Annotated in this window: 14 protein-coding genes; 4 read left to right on the forward strand and 10 right to left on the reverse strand. The window is 46.3% G+C overall.

The window, feature by feature from the left end:
- Positions 1-5 precede the first annotated feature (5 nt).
- The 6 genes from MKY63_RS08795 to MKY63_RS08820 form a co-directional block, all read right to left on the reverse strand.
- Positions 6-1,034, reverse strand: coding sequence for an agmatine deiminase family protein (locus MKY63_RS08795; RefSeq protein ID WP_076316589.1), 1,029 nt, complete (start codon positions 1,032-1,034; stop codon positions 6-8).
- 538 nt (positions 1,035-1,572) lie between these two features.
- Positions 1,573-2,121, reverse strand: coding sequence for a phosphodiesterase (gene yfcE, locus MKY63_RS08800; RefSeq protein WP_076316588.1), 549 nt, complete (start codon positions 2,119-2,121; stop codon positions 1,573-1,575).
- Positions 2,122-2,246: 125 nt separating this feature from the next.
- Positions 2,247-3,731: a glutamate synthase subunit beta gene (locus MKY63_RS08805; RefSeq protein ID WP_076107377.1), complete on the reverse strand. Its 1,485-nt coding sequence runs from the start codon at positions 3,729-3,731 to the stop codon at positions 2,247-2,249.
- 249 nt (positions 3,732-3,980) lie between these two features.
- A complete protein-coding gene (pulA, locus tag MKY63_RS08810; RefSeq protein WP_339812493.1) occupies positions 3,981-5,936 on the reverse strand; it encodes a type I pullulanase in 1,956 nt (651 codons plus the stop codon).
- Between the two features lie 107 nt (positions 5,937-6,043).
- The gene (locus MKY63_RS08815) at positions 6,044-6,667 is read right to left on the reverse strand and encodes a C39 family peptidase (protein ID WP_076185575.1); all 624 of its coding nucleotides are present in this window, start codon (positions 6,665-6,667) and stop codon (positions 6,044-6,046) included.
- Positions 6,664-9,168 (reverse strand): PAS domain S-box protein, encoded by a 2,505-nt coding sequence (locus tag MKY63_RS08820; RefSeq protein ID WP_339812498.1) that lies wholly within the window; start codon positions 9,166-9,168, stop codon positions 6,664-6,666. Before MKY63_RS08820 ends, MKY63_RS08815 begins: the two co-directional genes overlap by 4 nt.
- Positions 9,169-9,448: 280 nt before the next feature.
- On the opposite strand from MKY63_RS08820, the gene MKY63_RS08825 reads away from it, so the two are divergent.
- On the forward strand, positions 9,449-10,264 hold the full coding sequence (locus tag MKY63_RS08825) for a hypothetical protein (protein WP_076220534.1): 816 nt from the start codon (positions 9,449-9,451) through the stop codon (positions 10,262-10,264).
- Here MKY63_RS08825 and MKY63_RS08830 read toward each other — a convergent pair.
- Positions 10,257-11,033: a YheC/YheD family protein gene (locus tag MKY63_RS08830; protein ID WP_232061115.1), complete on the reverse strand. Its 777-nt coding sequence runs from the start codon at positions 11,031-11,033 to the stop codon at positions 10,257-10,259. The genes MKY63_RS08825 and MKY63_RS08830 overlap by 8 nt on opposite strands.
- 181 nt (positions 11,034-11,214) lie before the next feature.
- Here MKY63_RS08830 and MKY63_RS08835 point away from each other — a divergent pair, with 181 nt between their 5' ends.
- Positions 11,215-12,354: a glycosyltransferase family 4 protein gene (locus MKY63_RS08835; RefSeq protein WP_339812501.1), complete on the forward strand. Its 1,140-nt coding sequence runs from the start codon at positions 11,215-11,217 to the stop codon at positions 12,352-12,354.
- A 436-nt stretch (positions 12,355-12,790) separates the two neighbouring features.
- On the opposite strand, the gene MKY63_RS08840 is transcribed toward MKY63_RS08835, so the two are convergent.
- Complete coding sequence (locus tag MKY63_RS08840; protein WP_076304753.1) at positions 12,791-14,032, reverse strand: DUF445 domain-containing protein; 1,242 nt, start codon at positions 14,030-14,032, stop codon at positions 12,791-12,793.
- A gap of 305 nt (positions 14,033-14,337) precedes the next feature.
- Between MKY63_RS08840 and MKY63_RS08845 the strand changes: the two genes are divergently transcribed.
- Positions 14,338-15,210: a Cof-type HAD-IIB family hydrolase gene (locus tag MKY63_RS08845; protein WP_339812503.1), complete on the forward strand. Its 873-nt coding sequence runs from the start codon at positions 14,338-14,340 to the stop codon at positions 15,208-15,210.
- A gap of 513 nt (positions 15,211-15,723) precedes the next feature.
- On the opposite strand, the gene MKY63_RS08850 is transcribed toward MKY63_RS08845, so the two are convergent.
- A complete protein-coding gene (locus tag MKY63_RS08850; protein ID WP_339812505.1) occupies positions 15,724-17,103 on the reverse strand; it encodes a sugar phosphate nucleotidyltransferase in 1,380 nt (459 codons plus the stop codon).
- 2 nt (positions 17,104-17,105) lie between these two features.
- Positions 17,106-17,942 carry a DUF6492 family protein gene (locus MKY63_RS08855; protein ID WP_339812508.1) on the reverse strand — a complete coding sequence of 279 codons (837 nt, stop codon included), beginning with the start codon at positions 17,940-17,942 and terminating at the stop codon, positions 17,106-17,108.
- A gap of 41 nt (positions 17,943-17,983) precedes the next feature.
- Between MKY63_RS08855 and MKY63_RS08860 the strand changes: the two genes are divergently transcribed.
- Complete coding sequence (locus MKY63_RS08860; RefSeq protein ID WP_339812510.1) at positions 17,984-18,571, forward strand: hypothetical protein; 588 nt, start codon at positions 17,984-17,986, stop codon at positions 18,569-18,571.
- Positions 18,572-18,913: the final 342 nt, after the last annotated feature.

Below are 18,913 nucleotides of genomic sequence, written 5' to 3' on the forward strand. Positions count from 1 at the left end.
TCAAATTATTGCTGTGCAGGCATTTGCTGCGTAGTGCAATGTACATTCCCGCCTTCGGTGATAACGGCCATTCCGTTAACTGTACGAATCTTGCGATCCGGGAACAAACCAGCGAGCACTTTCTCAGCAAGTGTATCCGTTTCTGTTGCGGTGCCGCCAAACACAGGCAAGATAATTCCGCCGTTCACGAAATAAAAGTTCAAATAACTGAGCGTCAGACGACTGCCGTCATGATCGACCCGTGGTGGCTGCTGAATCTTGATAATCTCCAGCTTACGCCCTTTGGCATCTGTAGCGTTCTCCAGAATACGCAGATTTTCTTGCGTAATCTCATAGTTCTCATCCTGCGGGTCCTCACAGACCTGGATAATAACTTTGCCTGTTGCAGCAAAACAAGCAATATTATCAACGTGACCATCGGTTTCATCGCCGCTAAGGCCACGTCTCAGCCAGATAATAGCTTCTGTACCTGTATAGTTCCGCACGTACTCTTCGATCTCTTCGCGCTTCAGCTCCGGGTTGCGGTTTAGGTTAAGCAGACACTCTTCTGTAGTAAGCAAAGTGCCTTCTCCATCCGTATGAATCGAGCCACCCTCCATCACAAGCGGTGCATCAAAACGGGTGATCTGTGCATGCTCCAGAATCTGCGGAGCCACTTCGTCATCCAGATCCCAAGGTGAATATTTACCGCCCCAAGCATTAAACTTCCAGTTCACACCTGCCATTTGTCCTTCTTTATTAACAATAAAGGTAGGTCCGTTATCACGCAGCCAAGCATCGCTATGCGCAATAGGCAGCAGCGTTACATTCGGTCCGCCGACCAGATGTTCTACCCGCTCCACGTCCTCCGGGTTCACAATGACCGTGATCGGTTCAAACTCGGCGATGGCTGTGATAATGTCAGCATAACCTTGACACACTGACTCGTGGTTGTCCGGGAAACACATAGATTCCTGCACCGGCCAGGAGATAAAAGTACGTTCATGCTTGCCCCATTCCGGTGGCATTGTATAGTTCAAATCTTTAGGATTCATGTGTTAACTACCTTTACTAATATATTTGGAGCCAGTCCTACCCTTAAAACTCCTTCCTCATCATACAATAATATGTTCTAGTGCTCAATTCCCTGGGACATTAATAATGTTGGAAGGAATTTTTTTTCGCAGCCCCCATTTTACAGTTAAAAAATTTAAGTTTCATCCGTTACAACGAAGCTAACAGAACCCAATTCCCCAAAAAGCTCACTGAATTCATACACGGTAACGCTGTTGCTGACGTTGTCCAATCCCATGACAATTATTTTTTCCCTTGGCGTATTCAGCGCATCAGGCGTCCTTCTGTCTCATAGCAGCTCCAATATGCCGTTTCTAGTTAGCGGCGTCTTTCTGGGTTCCGCATTATGGTGGATGGGTTTGACAGGGAGCACCGCTTTGTTCAGAAACAACATAATGTCAGGACGTTCGAAACAGCTCTTGTTCAACAAACTATCCGGATTGGTAATGTTGTCTTTCGGCATTGTCGCCCTTATTCAATCTCTCAATCTTCAGGAGTTCCTTTAAACGATCCCTCTCACTATACGGTAATCTTTTTTACCACATTGCCTTCAAAATCCTTAACGATAAATTCCCCGCCCTCTAGAACAGCATAGGAATTAGGATTATTCTCTTTAGGCAGCGATATGGAGCCGGGGTTCAGCACGTACACTCCCTCCTTTACATCGGCAACTGGTATATGGGTATGTCCCTGAATAAAAATATCCTTCTCGGAAAGCGCCGGCAAATGCTCAATGCTAAAGCCATGACCATGTGTAGCGTAAATCCGTCTGCCTTCGTGCAAAAGCATTACATAATCGCCCATCATCGGGAATTCCAGCAGCATTTGATCTACCTCGGCGTCACAGTTTCCACGCACTGCGGTTATCGGCTTGTTTTTGTTATATACGTTAAGCTTATTAGCAACCTCTTGTGGGTTATAGTCCTTCGGCAGCGGATTTCTTGGACCATGATATAGGAAGTCTCCTAGAATAATAAGACTGTCCGGCTGCTCTTCTTCTACCTTTTCCAAAGCCCGTTCCAGCCAAAATAAAGATCCGTGAATGTCGGAAATAAACATTAACTTCATCATGTATTCTCCTTTTCAACTTAACTTAAGTAAATATGCGCTTAGACAATAATCTTAACCTTGAACATACCACAACGCAAAGCAGACGTTCCCAAAGGAACGCCCTGCTCGCTATATCTTAACACTCACGGCAAATTCGAGGATCCCATCAAAAAGCGGTCTACTTCGCGCGCAGTCTGACGCCCTTCGTCAATAGCCCATACTACAAGGCTTTGCCCGCGCCGCATATCACCTGCTGTGAACACACCTTCTACATTGGTTGCTTGTGCTCCGAACTCTGCTTTGGCGTTCCCCCGCTCATCGCGTTCCACCCCAAGCTCGCCCAGTACAGTTTCTTCAGGCCCTGTGAATCCCAAAGCCAGCAATACCAGCTGCGCTTGCAGGGTCTCCTCACTGCCCGGCACTTCGACCGGTACCATTCGTCCCTGTTCATTACTTCTCCATTCAATGCGCACTGTACGCAGCTCCTGCACTTGCCCGCCCTCATCGCCGACAAACCGTTTCGTCGAAACCAGATAACGGCGTGGATCTTCTTTATACAGTGAAGCGGCCTCATGCTGACCATAGTCCACTTTAAGCACCTTTGGCCATTCCGGCCAAGGATTGTTAGGCTGACGAGTCAGCGGCGCCTGTGGCATAATCTCGAGCTGAGTTACACTGCGGCAGCCGTGGCGGATTGAGGTGGCCACACAGTCTGTTCCAGTATCCCCACCGCCGATTACAACTACATCCTTACCTGCTGCAGATAAATACTCGCCATCTGCAAGCCCTGAATCCAGTAGGCTCTTTGTATTCAGCGTTAAAAACTCCATAGCTTGATGAATCCCACGCAGATCACGTCCTTCTATCGGAAGATCACGTGCCTGTGTAGATCCACCACACAGTACCACAGCATCATGCTCTGCCTTGAGCTGTGAAGCTGGGAGATCTCGGCCGATCTCTGTTCGAGTTACAAAGGTAATACCCTCAGCCGCAAGCAGATCCACCCGGCGCTGCACAGTCTTTTTATCCAGCTTCATGTTGGGAATACCATAGGTAAGCAGACCGCCAATCCGGTCCGCCCGTTCATACACAGTCACCGTATGTCCAGCCTTATTAAGCTGTGCCGCACAGGCAAGGCCTGCCGGACCTGAACCCACTACAGCTACCTTTTTACCCGTGCGATGAAGCGGCGGCTCAGGCACAATCCAGCCTTCTGCAAAACCTCTATCTACAATCGACTTCTCAATAGATTTAATGGTGACAGGTTTGCCATTCATCCCTACCGTACAAGAGCCTTCGCAAGGAGCGGGACAGACACGGCCTGTAAATTCAGGAAAGTTGTTAGTCTTATGCAGACGTTTCAGCGCTATCTCCCAATTTCCACGATAGACCATATCGTTCCATTCAGGAATCAAGTTGTGCAAAGGGCAGCCGGAAGCCATACCAGACAACAGACGTCCTACATGACAAAATGGCGTACCGCAATCCATACAACGCGCCCCTTGCTCGCGCAGCTTTTCTTCATCCATAGGTATCGAGAATTCATTCCAATTCTTAATTCGCTCCAATGCCTCACACTCGGAGGGTGTCTGTCGTTCAAACTCTAAAAATCCGGTTGCTTTCCCCATCTCTTTCATCCTCTCACCAAAGAAAAGTACTCTCTGTCACTTTCTGCTGTTATGCCACTCTAAAGCGCCAAAGTAAATGCCTTAATATTAGCATCCTAGATCTTTAACGAAAATGAGTAATGTCACCTTTTTATGTAAAATAAGAGCATCCATTCAAAAGAAAGTTCCACACAAAAAAGCACGCGGAGTACTGCACTCATTGAGCACAATACACTGCATGCTTTTGAAGAATTATCTGTAAAAAAACATCTAGTCCACCGTCAGCACTACCATTCCAATCCCGCTTACAGTTAGCTTATTACCCGTCAGATTCTGCGCAAGATCGGCTCCAAAAACTGTTTTCCATGCACCAAGCTGTGGCAGAACCAAAGTCGTCTGTTCTACATTAGCATTAAAAAGCACATAGATATGCTTCACCGCATCGCCTCCAGCATGGCCACGCAATGTATACGCTACCGAACTTACCGGTGCTTTTTCAAATACTAGATGATTCCGAATCTCATCTGCCGTTCGCATACGGAAAGCCGGATGTGCTTTACGCAAGGCAATTAGCTGCTTCAGATAAACCACATCATCTTGATGAGCAGCGCACAGTTCCCAATCCAATTGGTTGATCTTCACCGAGGATTTATAGCTGTTCTCTATCCCGTTTTTCGTGCGCATAAATTCCTGACCCGCATGGACAAAGGGGATTCCCTGACTCATGAACACTATCGCAGAAGCTAACCTATGCATAGATTGACGCTGTTTGTCCGTCTGCCCTTGTGTGGACAGTAATATTTTATCCCATAACGTATGATTATCATGACATTCCACATAATTGACGGTTTGCTGAGGCTCCACGGCAAATTGTCCAATGCCTGGGGCATAAGCAATGCCTCCCGCGACCCCTGCCTTTATCGCAAGCTCCAGTCCCATCATTCCGCTGATGAAACCCGGTTGATCATGCAGAAAAATATTCCCTTTAATGGCATCCCGGAAATCATCATTAAAATGTCCGATTCCCGGCAGAAGCGCAGCATTCTTCTGATGAGCGAGCCGCTCCATCGGCAACTCCGTCCCCATCATCCAACCTTCACCAATCGTCATGATGGACGGGTCAATCCCATCCAGACGACGCCGGATTTCCTCCATCGTGGCGAGGTCAATCAAGCCCATCAGGTCAAAACGAAAACCATCGATATGGTATTCTTTGGCCCAATAAACTACGGATTCCACGATGAAGCTGGACATCATCAAGCGTTCTGAAGCCACGTCATTCCCGCAGCCAGAGCCATCCGACAGGCTTCCGTCTTGCTTGTAACGCAAATAATAGCCGGGAACCAGCTTGGTGAAATTCACACGATAGCCATCGTACACATGGTTGTAAACCACATCCATAATGACGCGGAGACCGCGATCATGAAGTGCTTGAATCATTGTTTTTAGTTCCCGGATACGCAGTCCAGGCACATATGGATCTGTAGCATAGGAGCCTTCTGGCACATTATAATTCTTCGGATCATAACCCCAGTTATAATGCGGTTCATCCAGCCTCGTCTCATCTACACTCTCTGTAGAATAATCATAGACAGGCAATAGCTGCACATGGGTTACACCGAGGTTCGCGATATGATCGAGTCCAGTGAGAATACCCTCCGGTCCGCGGGTTCCTTCTTCCGCCAAAGCAAGATATTTTCCTTTATGGGTCATACCGCTTGCTGGATGAATGGATAAGTCTCGCAAATGAAGCTCATAAATGATGGCATCCACAGGATCATCCAAGGGTGGCTTATCTTCCGTCCACCGTTCCGGATCTGTTTTACGTAAATCTAAAATAGCTCCCCTATCACCGTTCACTCCTACAGCACGTGCATAAGGATCAACCGCCTCATTCCACTGTTCTCCAAGACGTACTCGGTAGGTATAGAACTTGCCATCTAAATCACCGTCAACTGTAATTCTCCACGTTCCCCGGACATCACGGATCATAGAATACTTACACTCTGCTGCTCCCTGCCATGAATTATAGAGTACCAGCTCCGCTTCTTGAGCGGTGGGCGCCCATAAACAAAAAGCTGAACTCCCCGGTGAGTACGTTAGGCCAAGATCGTCCCCATCATAGCTGAATAACTGATCAAACTCCTGAGCAAACACGGAAATCCCTCTAGTAGCCGCAGGATCCCCATAATAAATGGGTTCCTTCATTTCCCTTTGTACGGACAAAGCACCTATCCCCTTTTCCAGTTATTAACTGGATTATAGTATGATCGTCTAAGTAGTGCAAACGTTTGGACTCAAATTTTTCAAGCTATTTTGTCAGGACAATCCCTCTACCTCGATGCATCGTCAATATCTAGCCCAACCATCGTAATAATGTCTTTATTCGCAAAATACGGAATACGCCGTTCTTTCCCTAGAGTGACTCTACCGTCCTTGTACCGCACACCATTATCGTGAACAATCAGGTTAGCACGCTCTCCGTCCTCAAATCCCTCATATCCTATACCTAGTACCCAATGGTAGTCGTAAGTAAACTCACCTCTCCACCGCAGACGAAACCACTTATCAAATTTAACAGCCACAGGCCGGCCGGCATCAATTTCTGTTTTATATACTTCAAAATCATTAAACGTAGTAATAAGTAACTTTTGCTGATCCTTAGGTAAAATCACTGAATGGATATAGTTCTTCAGTCCTTTGGTAAAACGGCGCACACTCATCCCCCAAGGTCTTCCACCGTGATGGCTGTATATGTAATTAATATGAGCGGCTTTGGAAGGAAAATGACCTTTGCCCCGAATAAAGTCCGCTCCTAAATGGGTGTTCCAATACTCCGCTAACGCGGCCATCGTAGCTGGGCCACATGCAGAGGACGGGGATTCGACCCCAACCTCCCACTGTGTATATGGCTCCGCAGGCAGTTTCTTGCTAATCCGAGGCTGTCCATGCTTCATTCGGATAGATCCCCTCTTAAAGGGCTAGACTTAGGAGCACAATGTGGAGTTGCCTCCGGAAGTAGAATTACATTTGCACCGGCATCCAATTCTTCTTCTGCAGCTGCTGCCCCTTCCATTGTTGTCTCCCGTTCTTCTGTTTGCACTGTATCTTCCACATTTATCTCAGATTTACTACTATCAGGATTAATCTGCAGCGTGAAATAGAAATTAGAGCCCTCTCCTTCACTGCTCTCTACAGCGATAGCTCCGCCCATCAGCTCAACGAGCTTTTTACAAATTGCCAGCCCCAATCCGGTCCCGCCATATTTGCGATTAAACGAGGAATGCAGCTGATAAAAGGACTGAAACAGCCGATGCTGCTTCTCTAGAGGAATGCCGATCCCCGTATCCCTAACATTAAATTTCAAAGTTAATTTCTTTTGATCTGCGGACAGCTTCTGCTCTACGTAAATACTGATACTGCCCCGATCTGTAAACTTGATTGCATTGCTGACCAGATTGACCAATATCTGACGCAACCGCCCGGCATCGCCCATAATCAGTGGCGGGACTCCAGGTGCCATGCTGCATGATAACTGAATATTTTTCTCCAAAGCCTTAGCTGTAAATAGATCGATTACGCTGTCCAATACGGCTTGAAGCTGCACGGGCTCATTTACAATCATCATTTTTCCGGCTTCAATTTTGCTGTAATCCAGTATTTCATTCAAAATAGATAGGAGCGAGCTGCTGCTCTCCTTAATAATGTCAGTATATCCAAGCTGTTCTTCATCAAGCTCCGTCTCCGCCAGGAGATCCGTCATCCCTACAATTCCGTTCATCGGCGTACGGATTTCATGGCTCATAATAGCTAAGAACTCAGACTTAGCCTGGTCTGCTTTTTCTGCGGATTCCTTCGCCCGAATGATTTCCTTCTCATCCGTGATGTCCCGAAACACTACAACAACACCCTTCGGCTCCCCTTTATCAAACAGAGGGGTTACCTGGTATTCCGCAAGAAAGCTAGAACCGTCCTTACGCCACAAGACCGCATCTTTACTCTGATAAGATACACCTGACTTAATAGCCTTCATCAGTGGAGATTCCTGCGGCCGATAATGGCTCCCATCAAGCGCTATTTGCTGAATATGATCCAAATAAGGATGGCCCATAATTTCATCATGTTCATAGTCCAGCATTTGCAAACCTGCAGGGTTAATGAACGTCACCTTCTCCTCCATATCGAGTCCAAAGATGCCTTCTGAAACCGCATTTAAAATAAGGGTATACTCATTGCTAAGCTTCTCAATTTGTTCTGTATAACGGATGCGCTCTGTAATATCACGGGAAATCCCATACACACCCACTACTTGGTCATCTACAATGATCGGAATATTGGTAGTATTAATTTCTACAAAGTGTCCGTCTTTATGAATAAGCGTTAGATCATAGCTTTGAGGATAACCCTGGGCGGCTAAGTTAAAATGATACAACGTCTTCTCTATGTCCTTCTCATGCACAATGGGGCCAAAGTACATTCCGATCAGTTCCTCCAGCGAATACCCGGTCAACTTCTCCAAATTCGCATTGGCAGTCAAATAGTCTCCATGCAAATTCATAGAGTACACAGCAGATGGATTGTATTCAAACAATGATTTATACCGTTGCTCGCTCTCCTTAAGCTTGAACTCGAACTGCTTGCGCTCCGTAATTTCCCGCCCAATCGCTATAATCTCCAAGACATTTCCCTCATCATCATAGGTATAACGACTGCTCGACTCGAACCAGACATAGGTGCCATTCTTATGGCGGTAGCGGTAAGCTACAGCCGGAATAACGCCAGAGCTGCGGCTCTGCTCCATTAAACCTTGCATCATAACTAGATCATCGGGGTGAAGATAATTATAGGCGCTTGTCCCAACCATCTCTTCAGGTTCATAACCAAGCAGGGTACGGCTAGCCGAAGAACAATATAAGAAAACACTGTCTTTGACCGCATGACGCGAGATTAAATCCAGCGAATTCTCGGACATCAATCTATAATTGCGTTCACTTTGACGAATTTGTTCTTCCATTTGCTGCTGCTGATCCCGATGATCCACCGTTTCCTGAGCTGCGATCTTTAGTTCCGTAATATCCTCGGCGTATACTATAATATACGAAGGGACTTGTCCTTCTTCTGCTCCTAATCCAGAGAACATGAGAGACAGGCAAACGGGTTGACCTTCTTTGTTTAAAAAACAATGTTCCTTCTTCCAGCTGCCCGCTGGCGATTTCTGAAGCTCGTCCATTACTAATCTATAGGAGAGCTCTTTTGAATGTGCCTCTCTATTTTCCGATTCTGTAAAAAGAGCCCCGGCAAGAAACTCGGCCTCCGTAAAGCCAAGTAGATTGCAAAAAGCCGGATTGACTTTTATCCAGTTGAAATCGCCGTTATTCGAAAACAGTACGGCCATTCCTTCTGGAGACCTCATAAATGCATGATCCAGAATTGCGTTAAATTCTACCGAGCTGCCCATTTAAGCCAGACCTCCTTTGTTGCTAGTGCTAAAGCTCTCATACCTTCTTATGTCAGTATACGATAAGAGAACTGGGGAAAGAAATGTCTAGCGCATTATTTTAAATTGGAAATATTTAAATTTAAATTATTGACGCTAGCAAATAAACAACTTATATTTAAGAATAAATATATCGTTCGTGACCTATTACGATGGAAGCACCCGTAATAAAGGCTTTTGCCTTTGCTACGGGTGCTTTTTTGTTGTCTTCAGGGATACGGACAAAAGGAGGAGCAAATTAATGAACGCACTAAAGTCATTCCCCTTACTACTACTGGTGATCCTGCTATCGTTAAGCACATCAACGGAAGCTTTTGCTGCAGCAACGACTGAATTAACACCCTCTATTCAAGCGGCTTTTGATCTAACAGCTGCGACTGCCGACGGTCCTACAAGGATAAAGATGACTAATCTGTACAATGATTTATCTACTTTAAAGATGCAATACAATAATCGTGAGGAGCAGATCCGAACCCTTCACTATAATAATGAGCAAACACTGATTGCAGTACGTAAGCAAATTAAAGAGATTGATTTAGAAACCGTAGCTCAACTGGAGGCTACCGTTAAGAGCTGCAAACAGCACTATCAGCCCTTATTCGACCAGTACAATGCGCTTAATAAGCGTATCAAGATCGCCAAGGGTCTTAAAAACAAGACGTTGAATACCGTATTACAAGCCCAAGGTGATGCTATGAAGATCCTGGTTCAGTTGGCACGCAAAGAAATTAGCGACAGACAGAATCAGTTGAATGCAGCGAAACAGACACGTACCCGAAAGATAACCTATGCCCGCAAAACCTTGTCTGGCATTGATAGTCCACAGGTCTCAATTAAATCAAACAAAAGCGTAGTCACCTCATTGAATAAACGGATTTCCGCAGATTGGAGTGACTTCAAAGCAGCGATTCGCAAGCAAAACCTTACATTAACCACTCAGTCTCTGTCCTCACTCGTCTCCGGTTACCGCCAAATCGCAACACACAAGCAAAAAATCATAGAATTAGAACAAAAGATTTCTGCTGTCATTGCAAATACGAGGAAACAGATCATTTAACGGACTTTTTCTTCTCATTCGCTCTGCGGTAAGCCATTACTTTGCGGTACATGCTTTTATCAGAAAGATGTTTAAAAATATACGGGTCCGGACTAGTATTCACTTCAATAATCCAAGGCGTCATGGATCTATCCAATCCTACATCGACACCAATCTGTCTAAACCCAGGATATTTCTTATGGTAGAAACGTCCGGTATCTTCTCCTAGCTTTCTCAGGATCTTAAGCATTTGCGCTTGCTGAGCTTCGTTCAGATAAGGAGACAGCAGCTTTTCCATAGCAGTTAGTTTGCCGCCGCTATGATAGTTGGTAACAATCTTACCTTTCTCAGCTACCCGACCGATCAGACCGGTAGTTTCCCATTTGCCCTGCGGGCTGAGCTGGACCATCACACGGATATCAAAGCGGTGTTTCCCGTGCTTTAGCAAAACTATTCCTCTCTGGATCAGGTAACTACGTCCACGCGTTGCTTTCTTTAAAGATAAATGGAAGGCGTCGAAGGTTCTAAAGGTTTTGAGTCTTGTTCCACTTTGGTACTTATATTCTGTTCCATGAGCCTCTCTACTCTGCTCAACCTTCATCACACCATTGCCATAGGTACCGTATTCCGGTTTAACATAAACCATTCCATATTTCAGCAGCATAGCTTTCAGATTGACTTTACTGAATTTTATCGTTTCGGGAATCAACGGTGAAATTTCAGCGCTTCGCATGAGCACCTTGGTTTTAATCCATTTGCTGGTCAATGCAGACTTTAACTTCTTTCCCAACTGTCCTCTCCCCTGTCCCTCAAAAAATAATCACGGCCTTAGTAAGCCTTAGTATTTTATGCTGCAACTGTACAAATGGCATGAGTGAAACGCCCTCTCCGCTTTCGGATGTATCTACTGTTTACTGTGTTGCATATGGTGGAAGAGGATATCCATTAGCGGATAAAAGGAGGCGTGAACCATGCACATTTGTATCATTGCACCGGAGCAGTTCCCAGTTCCGGGAGACGGTTCTGTAGAAATCTGCATTTGGGCCATTGCCAGAAGACTGGCGGAGAGACATAAGGTAACCATTGTTAGTCGGAAGGTACCTGGACTACCTGCTGCCATTATATTGGAGCAGGTCAGAATTATCCGACTGCCTGCAAGCACCCCAGCCCATTATCTTACTTCGGTATTAGAATACATTCAGAAAGAATCCTTTGACATCATTCAGGTTGATAATCGCCCCCATCTTATGTCTGCTGTAAAGAAGCAGCTTCCTCATATCCCGGTATTTCTGTTCCTGCACTCGCTTACCTTCACACCGGGTACAGATAAAGTGGCCAATGCCTTGGCAAAAGCGGATCTGATCATTGCCAACAGCCACTCCTTACAGCGAAGATTAGATCGCCGCTTCCCGAAACTGACCACAGGGATTCATATTGTCTTATTGGGAGCTGATCTTGACCGGTTTACCCCTGTGCAGATATCTGAAAAACAACAGCTTCGTAGTTTCTACAAACTCCCGCAGACCTTCACAGTTTTGTTCGTGGGTCGGGTTATACCCCGCAAAGGAGTGCCTATATTAATCCGTGCTATGTCGCATTTAAACAAACACCTCCCCGCTCATCTGGTCATCGCCGGCAAAGGCAAACCGTCGTACATACGGCAGTTGAAGCTCCTTGCACGGCGGCTGAGAGTGTCTGTTACTTTTCTAGGAAATGTGGCTCATGAGAATATTCACACCCTTTATCAGGCGGCAGACTGCTTTGTATGCCCTTCCCAGAACCATGAATCCTTCGGTCTTGTTAATGTAGAAGCTATGGCCTCCGGTCTACCTGTTATCGCTTCGAATAATGGGGGCATCCGAGAGATAGTCGCCTCTGGCCATAACGGTTATCTGGTAGAACGATATCGCGAGGCTTTACCCTTTGCCCGGTATTTGCTGCGGATAGCCCGCCATCCACAATTGGCAGTTACCATCGGATCACAAGGGAGAGCAGATGCGCTTGAAGCCTTCAATTGGCAGCGAACCGCAAACCATTTAGAACAGCTGTATCAAGCTTCTGCAACACCACAGCAAGGGTACAGAACTCTTGCAGATGGAATGCAATTGTAGACTCACCCAAAGTAGGGGCCTCCTAAGCCATCAACTGGCTGCTGGGTCCCTTTCTTTTTGAGCTTGCTTGAGCTAAACACCAATCTCCGTATGAATTAGGTAACATATGCGCATACAAGGTAGCTATCGGACACAGCTGACCCCAAACGCAGCTTTATCCCTCATTTGCAATGCTAAGGACCCTATAACCCCTATTGGCATGAAAAATGCCCCATATGAACGTCATCCATAGGAATAACGCCAGTGGAGTCCGCAAGCATGTTCCAAGAGCCAAGAACTAACAAATAACGTCATATCGGTCCATAAGCCTCAGAGGAGGATTATTACTCCACGATGCAGACAGGCCATGAGCAACAACAAAAAGCAGCGATCCTCCCTCACGGGAGAATCGCTGCTCTTCTTTTTTTCTTATTTTACAATAAATAGTAAGTTTCATTCAAATCAATTGAATAACTGTAAGCACAAGCCCTACGACAAACCCGCATAAAGCTCCGTTCACACGAATCCATTGCAGGTCTTTACCCACTTTATCTTCCAGCATATTCACTAGACTAGCGTCATCCATGCTGTCCAGATTCTCTTTTACCAAAAGACCTATTCTGTAGTGGTTAGCCTCTACAAAGGCAATTAGCGAAGCGCGAATCCGCTCTTCCCAGCTGCTGATCCATTCTTGTTCCTTGCCAATACGACGTACAAGCAGGGTATAGAGCGTGAACAGCTTGCGTCCGCCAGCCGCCCGATCTTCCTCCAACAGGGAAATTGCTTTGCTGCGAATGTTCTCCAATTGCGTATGCAGAAATGCGGTTGCTGCTTCGCCTTCAAGCTCATTTAGTGCCCATTCTTTTAATGAAGCCAGTCTAGCCTCGTCATTAACAATCTGGAACAGGGCCACTCGAATCTCGCGGATAATCTCTTCACGGTATGGGCTATCCTCTTCCCGAAAATCGCGGATACCGGACTGCAACATACCTTGCAGCATTTCACCAAGCATATCTGCATCCATAAACCCGACAAAAGCCTGAAAAGCCATACCTTTAAGTCCGCCAAGCTTCACTTCAGCCAATTTCTCGCTGGCAATCTTGCCCAGCATAGCCTTCGTTTCAGGACGTCCGCTCCAAGTAGACACCCCTTCCAGCGCATAGTCCAGAGCAGCTACATCTTTACCGTCATTCATTAACTTAGTAACTATTTTATCAGCCGCAACGCCAAGCTCAGCTTCACGAACATATTCGGAGGCTGCCTTTTGCAGAAACGGTACTGCCTTCTCTACCGGAAGACGAGACACGAATTCGCCAAGCTGCTCCAATATTTGTACTCTTGCCTTCTTTTTACTAAAGAACTTTGTCAGTAGCTTGGAGCCCATTGATATAAAGCCAAACTTACGCAGCTTGTTCTCAATGCTTTCCTTGTTAAGAAGCTCAGTCTCCATCGCGGTGATTAGTGATTGGATGATCTTATCGCGATTCTTGAGCAGTAGTGAGGTGTGTGGAATACGTAGCCCCATCGGATGGCGGAACAGCGCCGTTACCGCGAACCAGTCGGCAATCCCCCCTACCAAACCGGCCTCGAAACCACCTCTCAGTAGAATCACGGCTAGGTTTTCAGGTAGAAACAGTGTAATCAGAAACCCACATGCCATAAAGGCGAGTGACATGGTGGCTAAGTTTTTGGATCTCATAAATAGTCCCCTTTACATAAGCAGCTGCCGATGTCCTTACACAGGAAAAATACCGTCGGGTCACGTTCCACGAACATAAGCTGACGATAGATTCGGCTAGTCGGTTAGTTTGATAACTATTGTACCACGACTGAACTATTATCTAAAAATATACTGTAAAAACCTCTTATCTCTTGTTGGACGTTCATTATTGTACAGTTGCATGAAAATGGTTTTTGGTTTTCAGAATATTAATGATAAGATACAAGTAACGTTTCAATACCCTTAAAAAGTACCACTTTACCTGGAAAAGGAGCTCATACAATATGCTGATTGCTTTAGATATGGATGGAACATTACTGAACGAAGAAGGAAACATCAGTCCAAAAAACCGCGAAGCTATTATAAAAGCTCAGAAACTAGGTCACATTGTTATCATTGCCACAGGCCGCTCTTTTATGGATGCAGAACGTCAGCTTCGGCTAGCGGATCTGGAATGTCCTGTAGTCAGTCTAAATGGCGCAGTCGTCACATTATCTGATCGCACCCTCGCGGCAAGCACGCCGCTGAATAAAGCAGACATCATTCCCGCTCTGCGCTGGATAAACGAAATTCCGGACTTGTATTACGAGGTATACACTGAGGATAACGTTTATGTAGAGCTGAACAAACGTGTACGGTTAGAGAAATTATCTGCACTAAGCGATGAAGAAGTTCCTGAAGAAGTCAGTTGGTTGCTGAAAGCAATGATAGATCAACAGTTTCAACAAGCAGCGGTAACCTATGTGGAGAGTATGGAAGAGGTGTGGAGCAAGGAGGAAAATGTTATTTATAAAACATTGGCTTTTTCTCTAAACCGAGAGCTGCTCAAGGAAGCTTCCACCCGCTTCGCAGCTATTCCGGGCTTAATTATTACCGCCTCCCATGTAAATAATATCGAGATTAACCATGAAGAGGCCAACAAAGGCTCCGGTGTAACCATGCTTGCTGACCATTATGGTATCCCGCTAGCGGATGTAGCTGTCATGGGCGACAGTTATAACGATCAGCCAATGTTCGAGAAGGCCGGCTACCGGATTGCTATGGCTAACGCAGCGCCAATTCTTAAGGAAATGGCTGAATTCATCACCACCAGTAATGAGGAAGACGGAGTCGCGGCAGGAATTGAGCATCTTTTGAAAAGAAATTCTAAAGAATAATTTCTGCATAAAGCAGCGGATGCACAAATAGCACCGTGGGCAGTTCTGCTCACGGTGCTATTTGTGGGTTTATTTTTGCTGGGTAGGGGTCTTCCATCACACTTTAGGTTTAGGTTATGGCGTGCCTATAGCTTACTTGTGGCTTACCTATAGCTTACTTATCGCTTTCCTGTAGCTTACTGTGGCTTGCCTATAGCTTACTTATCGCTTTCCTGTAGTTTACTGTGGCTTGCCTATTGCATCTCCGTCCTCTTAATAATTAGTTGTACTTCGTACAGTTAAATGCCCTCTTTTAGGCGCTAATTCGGATTTAATTGCACTCTGTACACTTATATTCAACAAATCTATTCAAAACGCAAAAATTCGCGATTTTTAACTGTACAAACTACATCTAAATCGCAAGACATTCGCTACTCCACGAAATAGTTGCACTGAATACATCTATTTCACTTCAGCCGGTCAATCTCCCCATGTCTACAACTGCCTCCGGGTTAAAGCGAACTACCTTTCCATTCATCCCAAATCATCAAGGAAGCTGTCCTCCCCCTCCCATTCGGCAGACACTCGTACGTAGTCATCAATTTCAGGAAATTCCAACAGTTCAATGATAATCAATTCGAGCGCTGTAATTGCCCGCAGCCCATGCTTCGTACCAGCAGGAATCGTGACCGTGTCCCCGGCGGCAACCGCATGAAGATGGCCATTCATCCGGTATTCTCCATTTCCAGAAAGAAAAGACCAAACTTCTTTAGTATGCCGGTGAAAATGGTAGCTGGTGTGCTCGCCTGCCAAAATGGTTATTTTAGAGGTCGTAACCTCAATACCTGCCGCCGTGCGAGAGAAGTCCAAAATGCGTGAGGTACCCCAGCGTTTTTCTTCAATCATCGGCTTCGCCGCATGGCCCTCCAGTTTTTGCTTAATTCGTTTTGCCTGCTCTATCCCAGCAACCAAAATACCATCTGGCCCCGACGCCACGATTAAACCAGGAGCGCCGATGATATGCACAGGACAAGAGAGTTCGTTGATCAAATGGGTACCTTTTGAATCCTCAGAAATACTCCCACTGCCAATTACTCTTCCTTGCAAATGGGGAACAAGTGCATCCCAGCTGCCAATATCCGCCCACACCCCAATATAGGGGATGACTACCGCTCGCCGCGTGTGTTCTAGCACCTCATAGTCAAAGCTTCGTTCTGGCAATTGATCATAATGCTCCATAAACTCCATGTAATCTACTGGAAGATCCCGTTCGACCATACTTGAGAGCAAGTACCCTAATGAGCAGGAAAACACGCCGCAATTCCACAGTCCTCCCTGAGAAATGAACTCGGCGGCTGTCGATTCGTTCGGTTTCTCTGCAAACTGCTTAACATTTAAAAAAGACGTCCCCCCTACCCCAGACCCTTCACCCGGCAGAATATAACCGAACTGTGTAGAAGGAAATTCAGGTAAAACACCAATCAAAGCAATGTCCGCTTGTGATTCGGCAAGCACACTCGGAAATTGATGAAGCTGCTTAAAAAAAGAAGCCTCCACATACGAATCCACCGGAATGACCACTACGATCTCTTTTGAGTCCATACCCTTCACAGAATGCAGATAACTCGCCGCCAGAGCTACTGCAGTAAAAGTCCCCCGTTTCTGCGGCTCTGCTAATAAAGGGACTTGAGCACTAACGGATTTGCGAGTAATCTCCACCTGACTGCGATGAGTCACTATGCAACTTGAATCCAACAAACCTACCTCTTCCAGCCCTCTGCATACCCGCTCGATCATCGACTCCACACCGCCAGCTTCTGTTGGAAGCAGCCTTAAAAAAGCTTTTGACCTGATCTCATTTGATAGCGGCCACAACCGCTTCCCCGATCCCCCTGAAAGGAGTACGATCTGCAACTCTATCGCCCCCCTGCGCTGGATTTAGCCCCCGGTGTTCTCAAATACCCCTTTCGTTTATGAAAAGACAATGATCTATACTTCTCAGCCAGCTGATTCACTTTCTGCTTGGATAGCTGTCCTGCATTCATATGGAGACCTTTATTACGCGCTTTTTGAATCTTCATTCCCTCGCGATTCTTCGAATACAGGTAATTGGCATAGGTTTCGAATTCGGAAAAGGCAAATTGCTTGGAGCGGTTCATACTGTGTAAAATAGCTCGATACCAAGGCATTTGGTGTTTTGCTTCTATCTCTCTTTTCATTTGAGCCAATTGACTGCGTTCAAACAGCATGTAATGGGTCACAAATGATGATTTTGCGGTCACCTTGCGGCCCATGAGTTTCCTATAGGTTACAAAATACTGTGGTTGGCTCCAGTTCCGGCTGTAAAAGAGTGTCTTGCCGTCCGCCCGAAAACGGTGGGGGGTGATCAGAACGGTATCGGCATCAATGACCAAAAAATAATCCGCCGTGCAGAGCTTGTCGCCATTCAGCTTCAGCAGCTGTTGGAATAGCCAGCCGGAACGTTCCCAGGTGCGTGAGCGGTAATGAATGTCTTTTTTCGTAATCGGCAGCACCGTATTCTCGTCAATAAAGGTACAGCCTTTTGTGCGGCAGAACTCAATCATCCGTTTCTTTTTGGGAGCAACAATTAATATCCGGCCGATGGGATGCTTAACCTGCTTTCTAACAGCGTCAATCACATGGGGAAGGGTCTGTAAATCTTTTTCAATCGCGGGAATCAGTACATCTATAGTAACGGCATGTCTGATGCGGGCCTTACTGGGCGAGGGCATAGGGTCATCTCCATATCATGTTTTTGCTTTAGGATATGAGCATGATAGGAAAAGGGAATGGGCATCACAGAATTGTTCAGGAGAGTGGCAAATGTGCGCTGGACAAGCCTGCGATGCGCGGGCAGAAATTTTTATATTATAAAAATAGAAGCAGACCTGCACCCGGCGCCCTTTACTGGGGCAAATATGCCTCTCTTTTCGCCGACACTGCCACATTCCAGCCAATCTACGGGATTTACACCGTACATTTCGCCCACGCAGCCACGATCCAGCTAATCTACGGGATTTATACCGTACATTCCGTCCACGTAGCCACATTCCTGCCTATCTGCGGGATTTATACCGCACATTCCGTCCACGCAGCCACGATCCAGCTAATCTACGGGATTTTTACTGTACATTCCGCCCACGCAGCCACAATCCTACCTATCTACGGGATTTTTACCGTACATTTCACCCGCGCAGCCACGATCCAGCTAATCTACGGGATTTATACCGCACATTCCGCCCACGCAGCCACATTCCAGCCAATCTACGGGATTTATACCGCACATTCCGCCCACGCAGCCACATTCCTGCCAATCTACGGGATTTATACCGTACATTCCGTCTACGCAGCCACATTCTAACTAATCTACGGGATTTATACCGTACATTTCGCCCACGCAGCCACGATCCAGCTAATCTACGGGATTTATACCGTACATTCCGTCCACGTAGCCACGATCCAGCTAATCTGCGGGATTTATACCGTACATTCCGCCCACGCGGCCACGATCCAGCTAATCTGCGGGATTTATACCGCACATTCCGCCCACGCAGCCACATTCCAGCTAATCTGCGGGATTTATACCGCACATTCCGCCCACGCAGCCACATTCCTGCCAATCTACGGGATTTATACCGTACATTCCGCCCACGTAGCCACATTCCTGCCTATCTGCGGGATTTATACCGTACATTTCGCCCGC

Origin of the sequence: Paenibacillus sp. FSL R7-0189 (assembly GCF_037969925.1) — a bacterium.
In the GTDB taxonomy this organism is placed as follows: Bacteria; Bacillota; Bacilli; order Paenibacillales; family Paenibacillaceae; genus Paenibacillus_AQ; species Paenibacillus_AQ odorifer.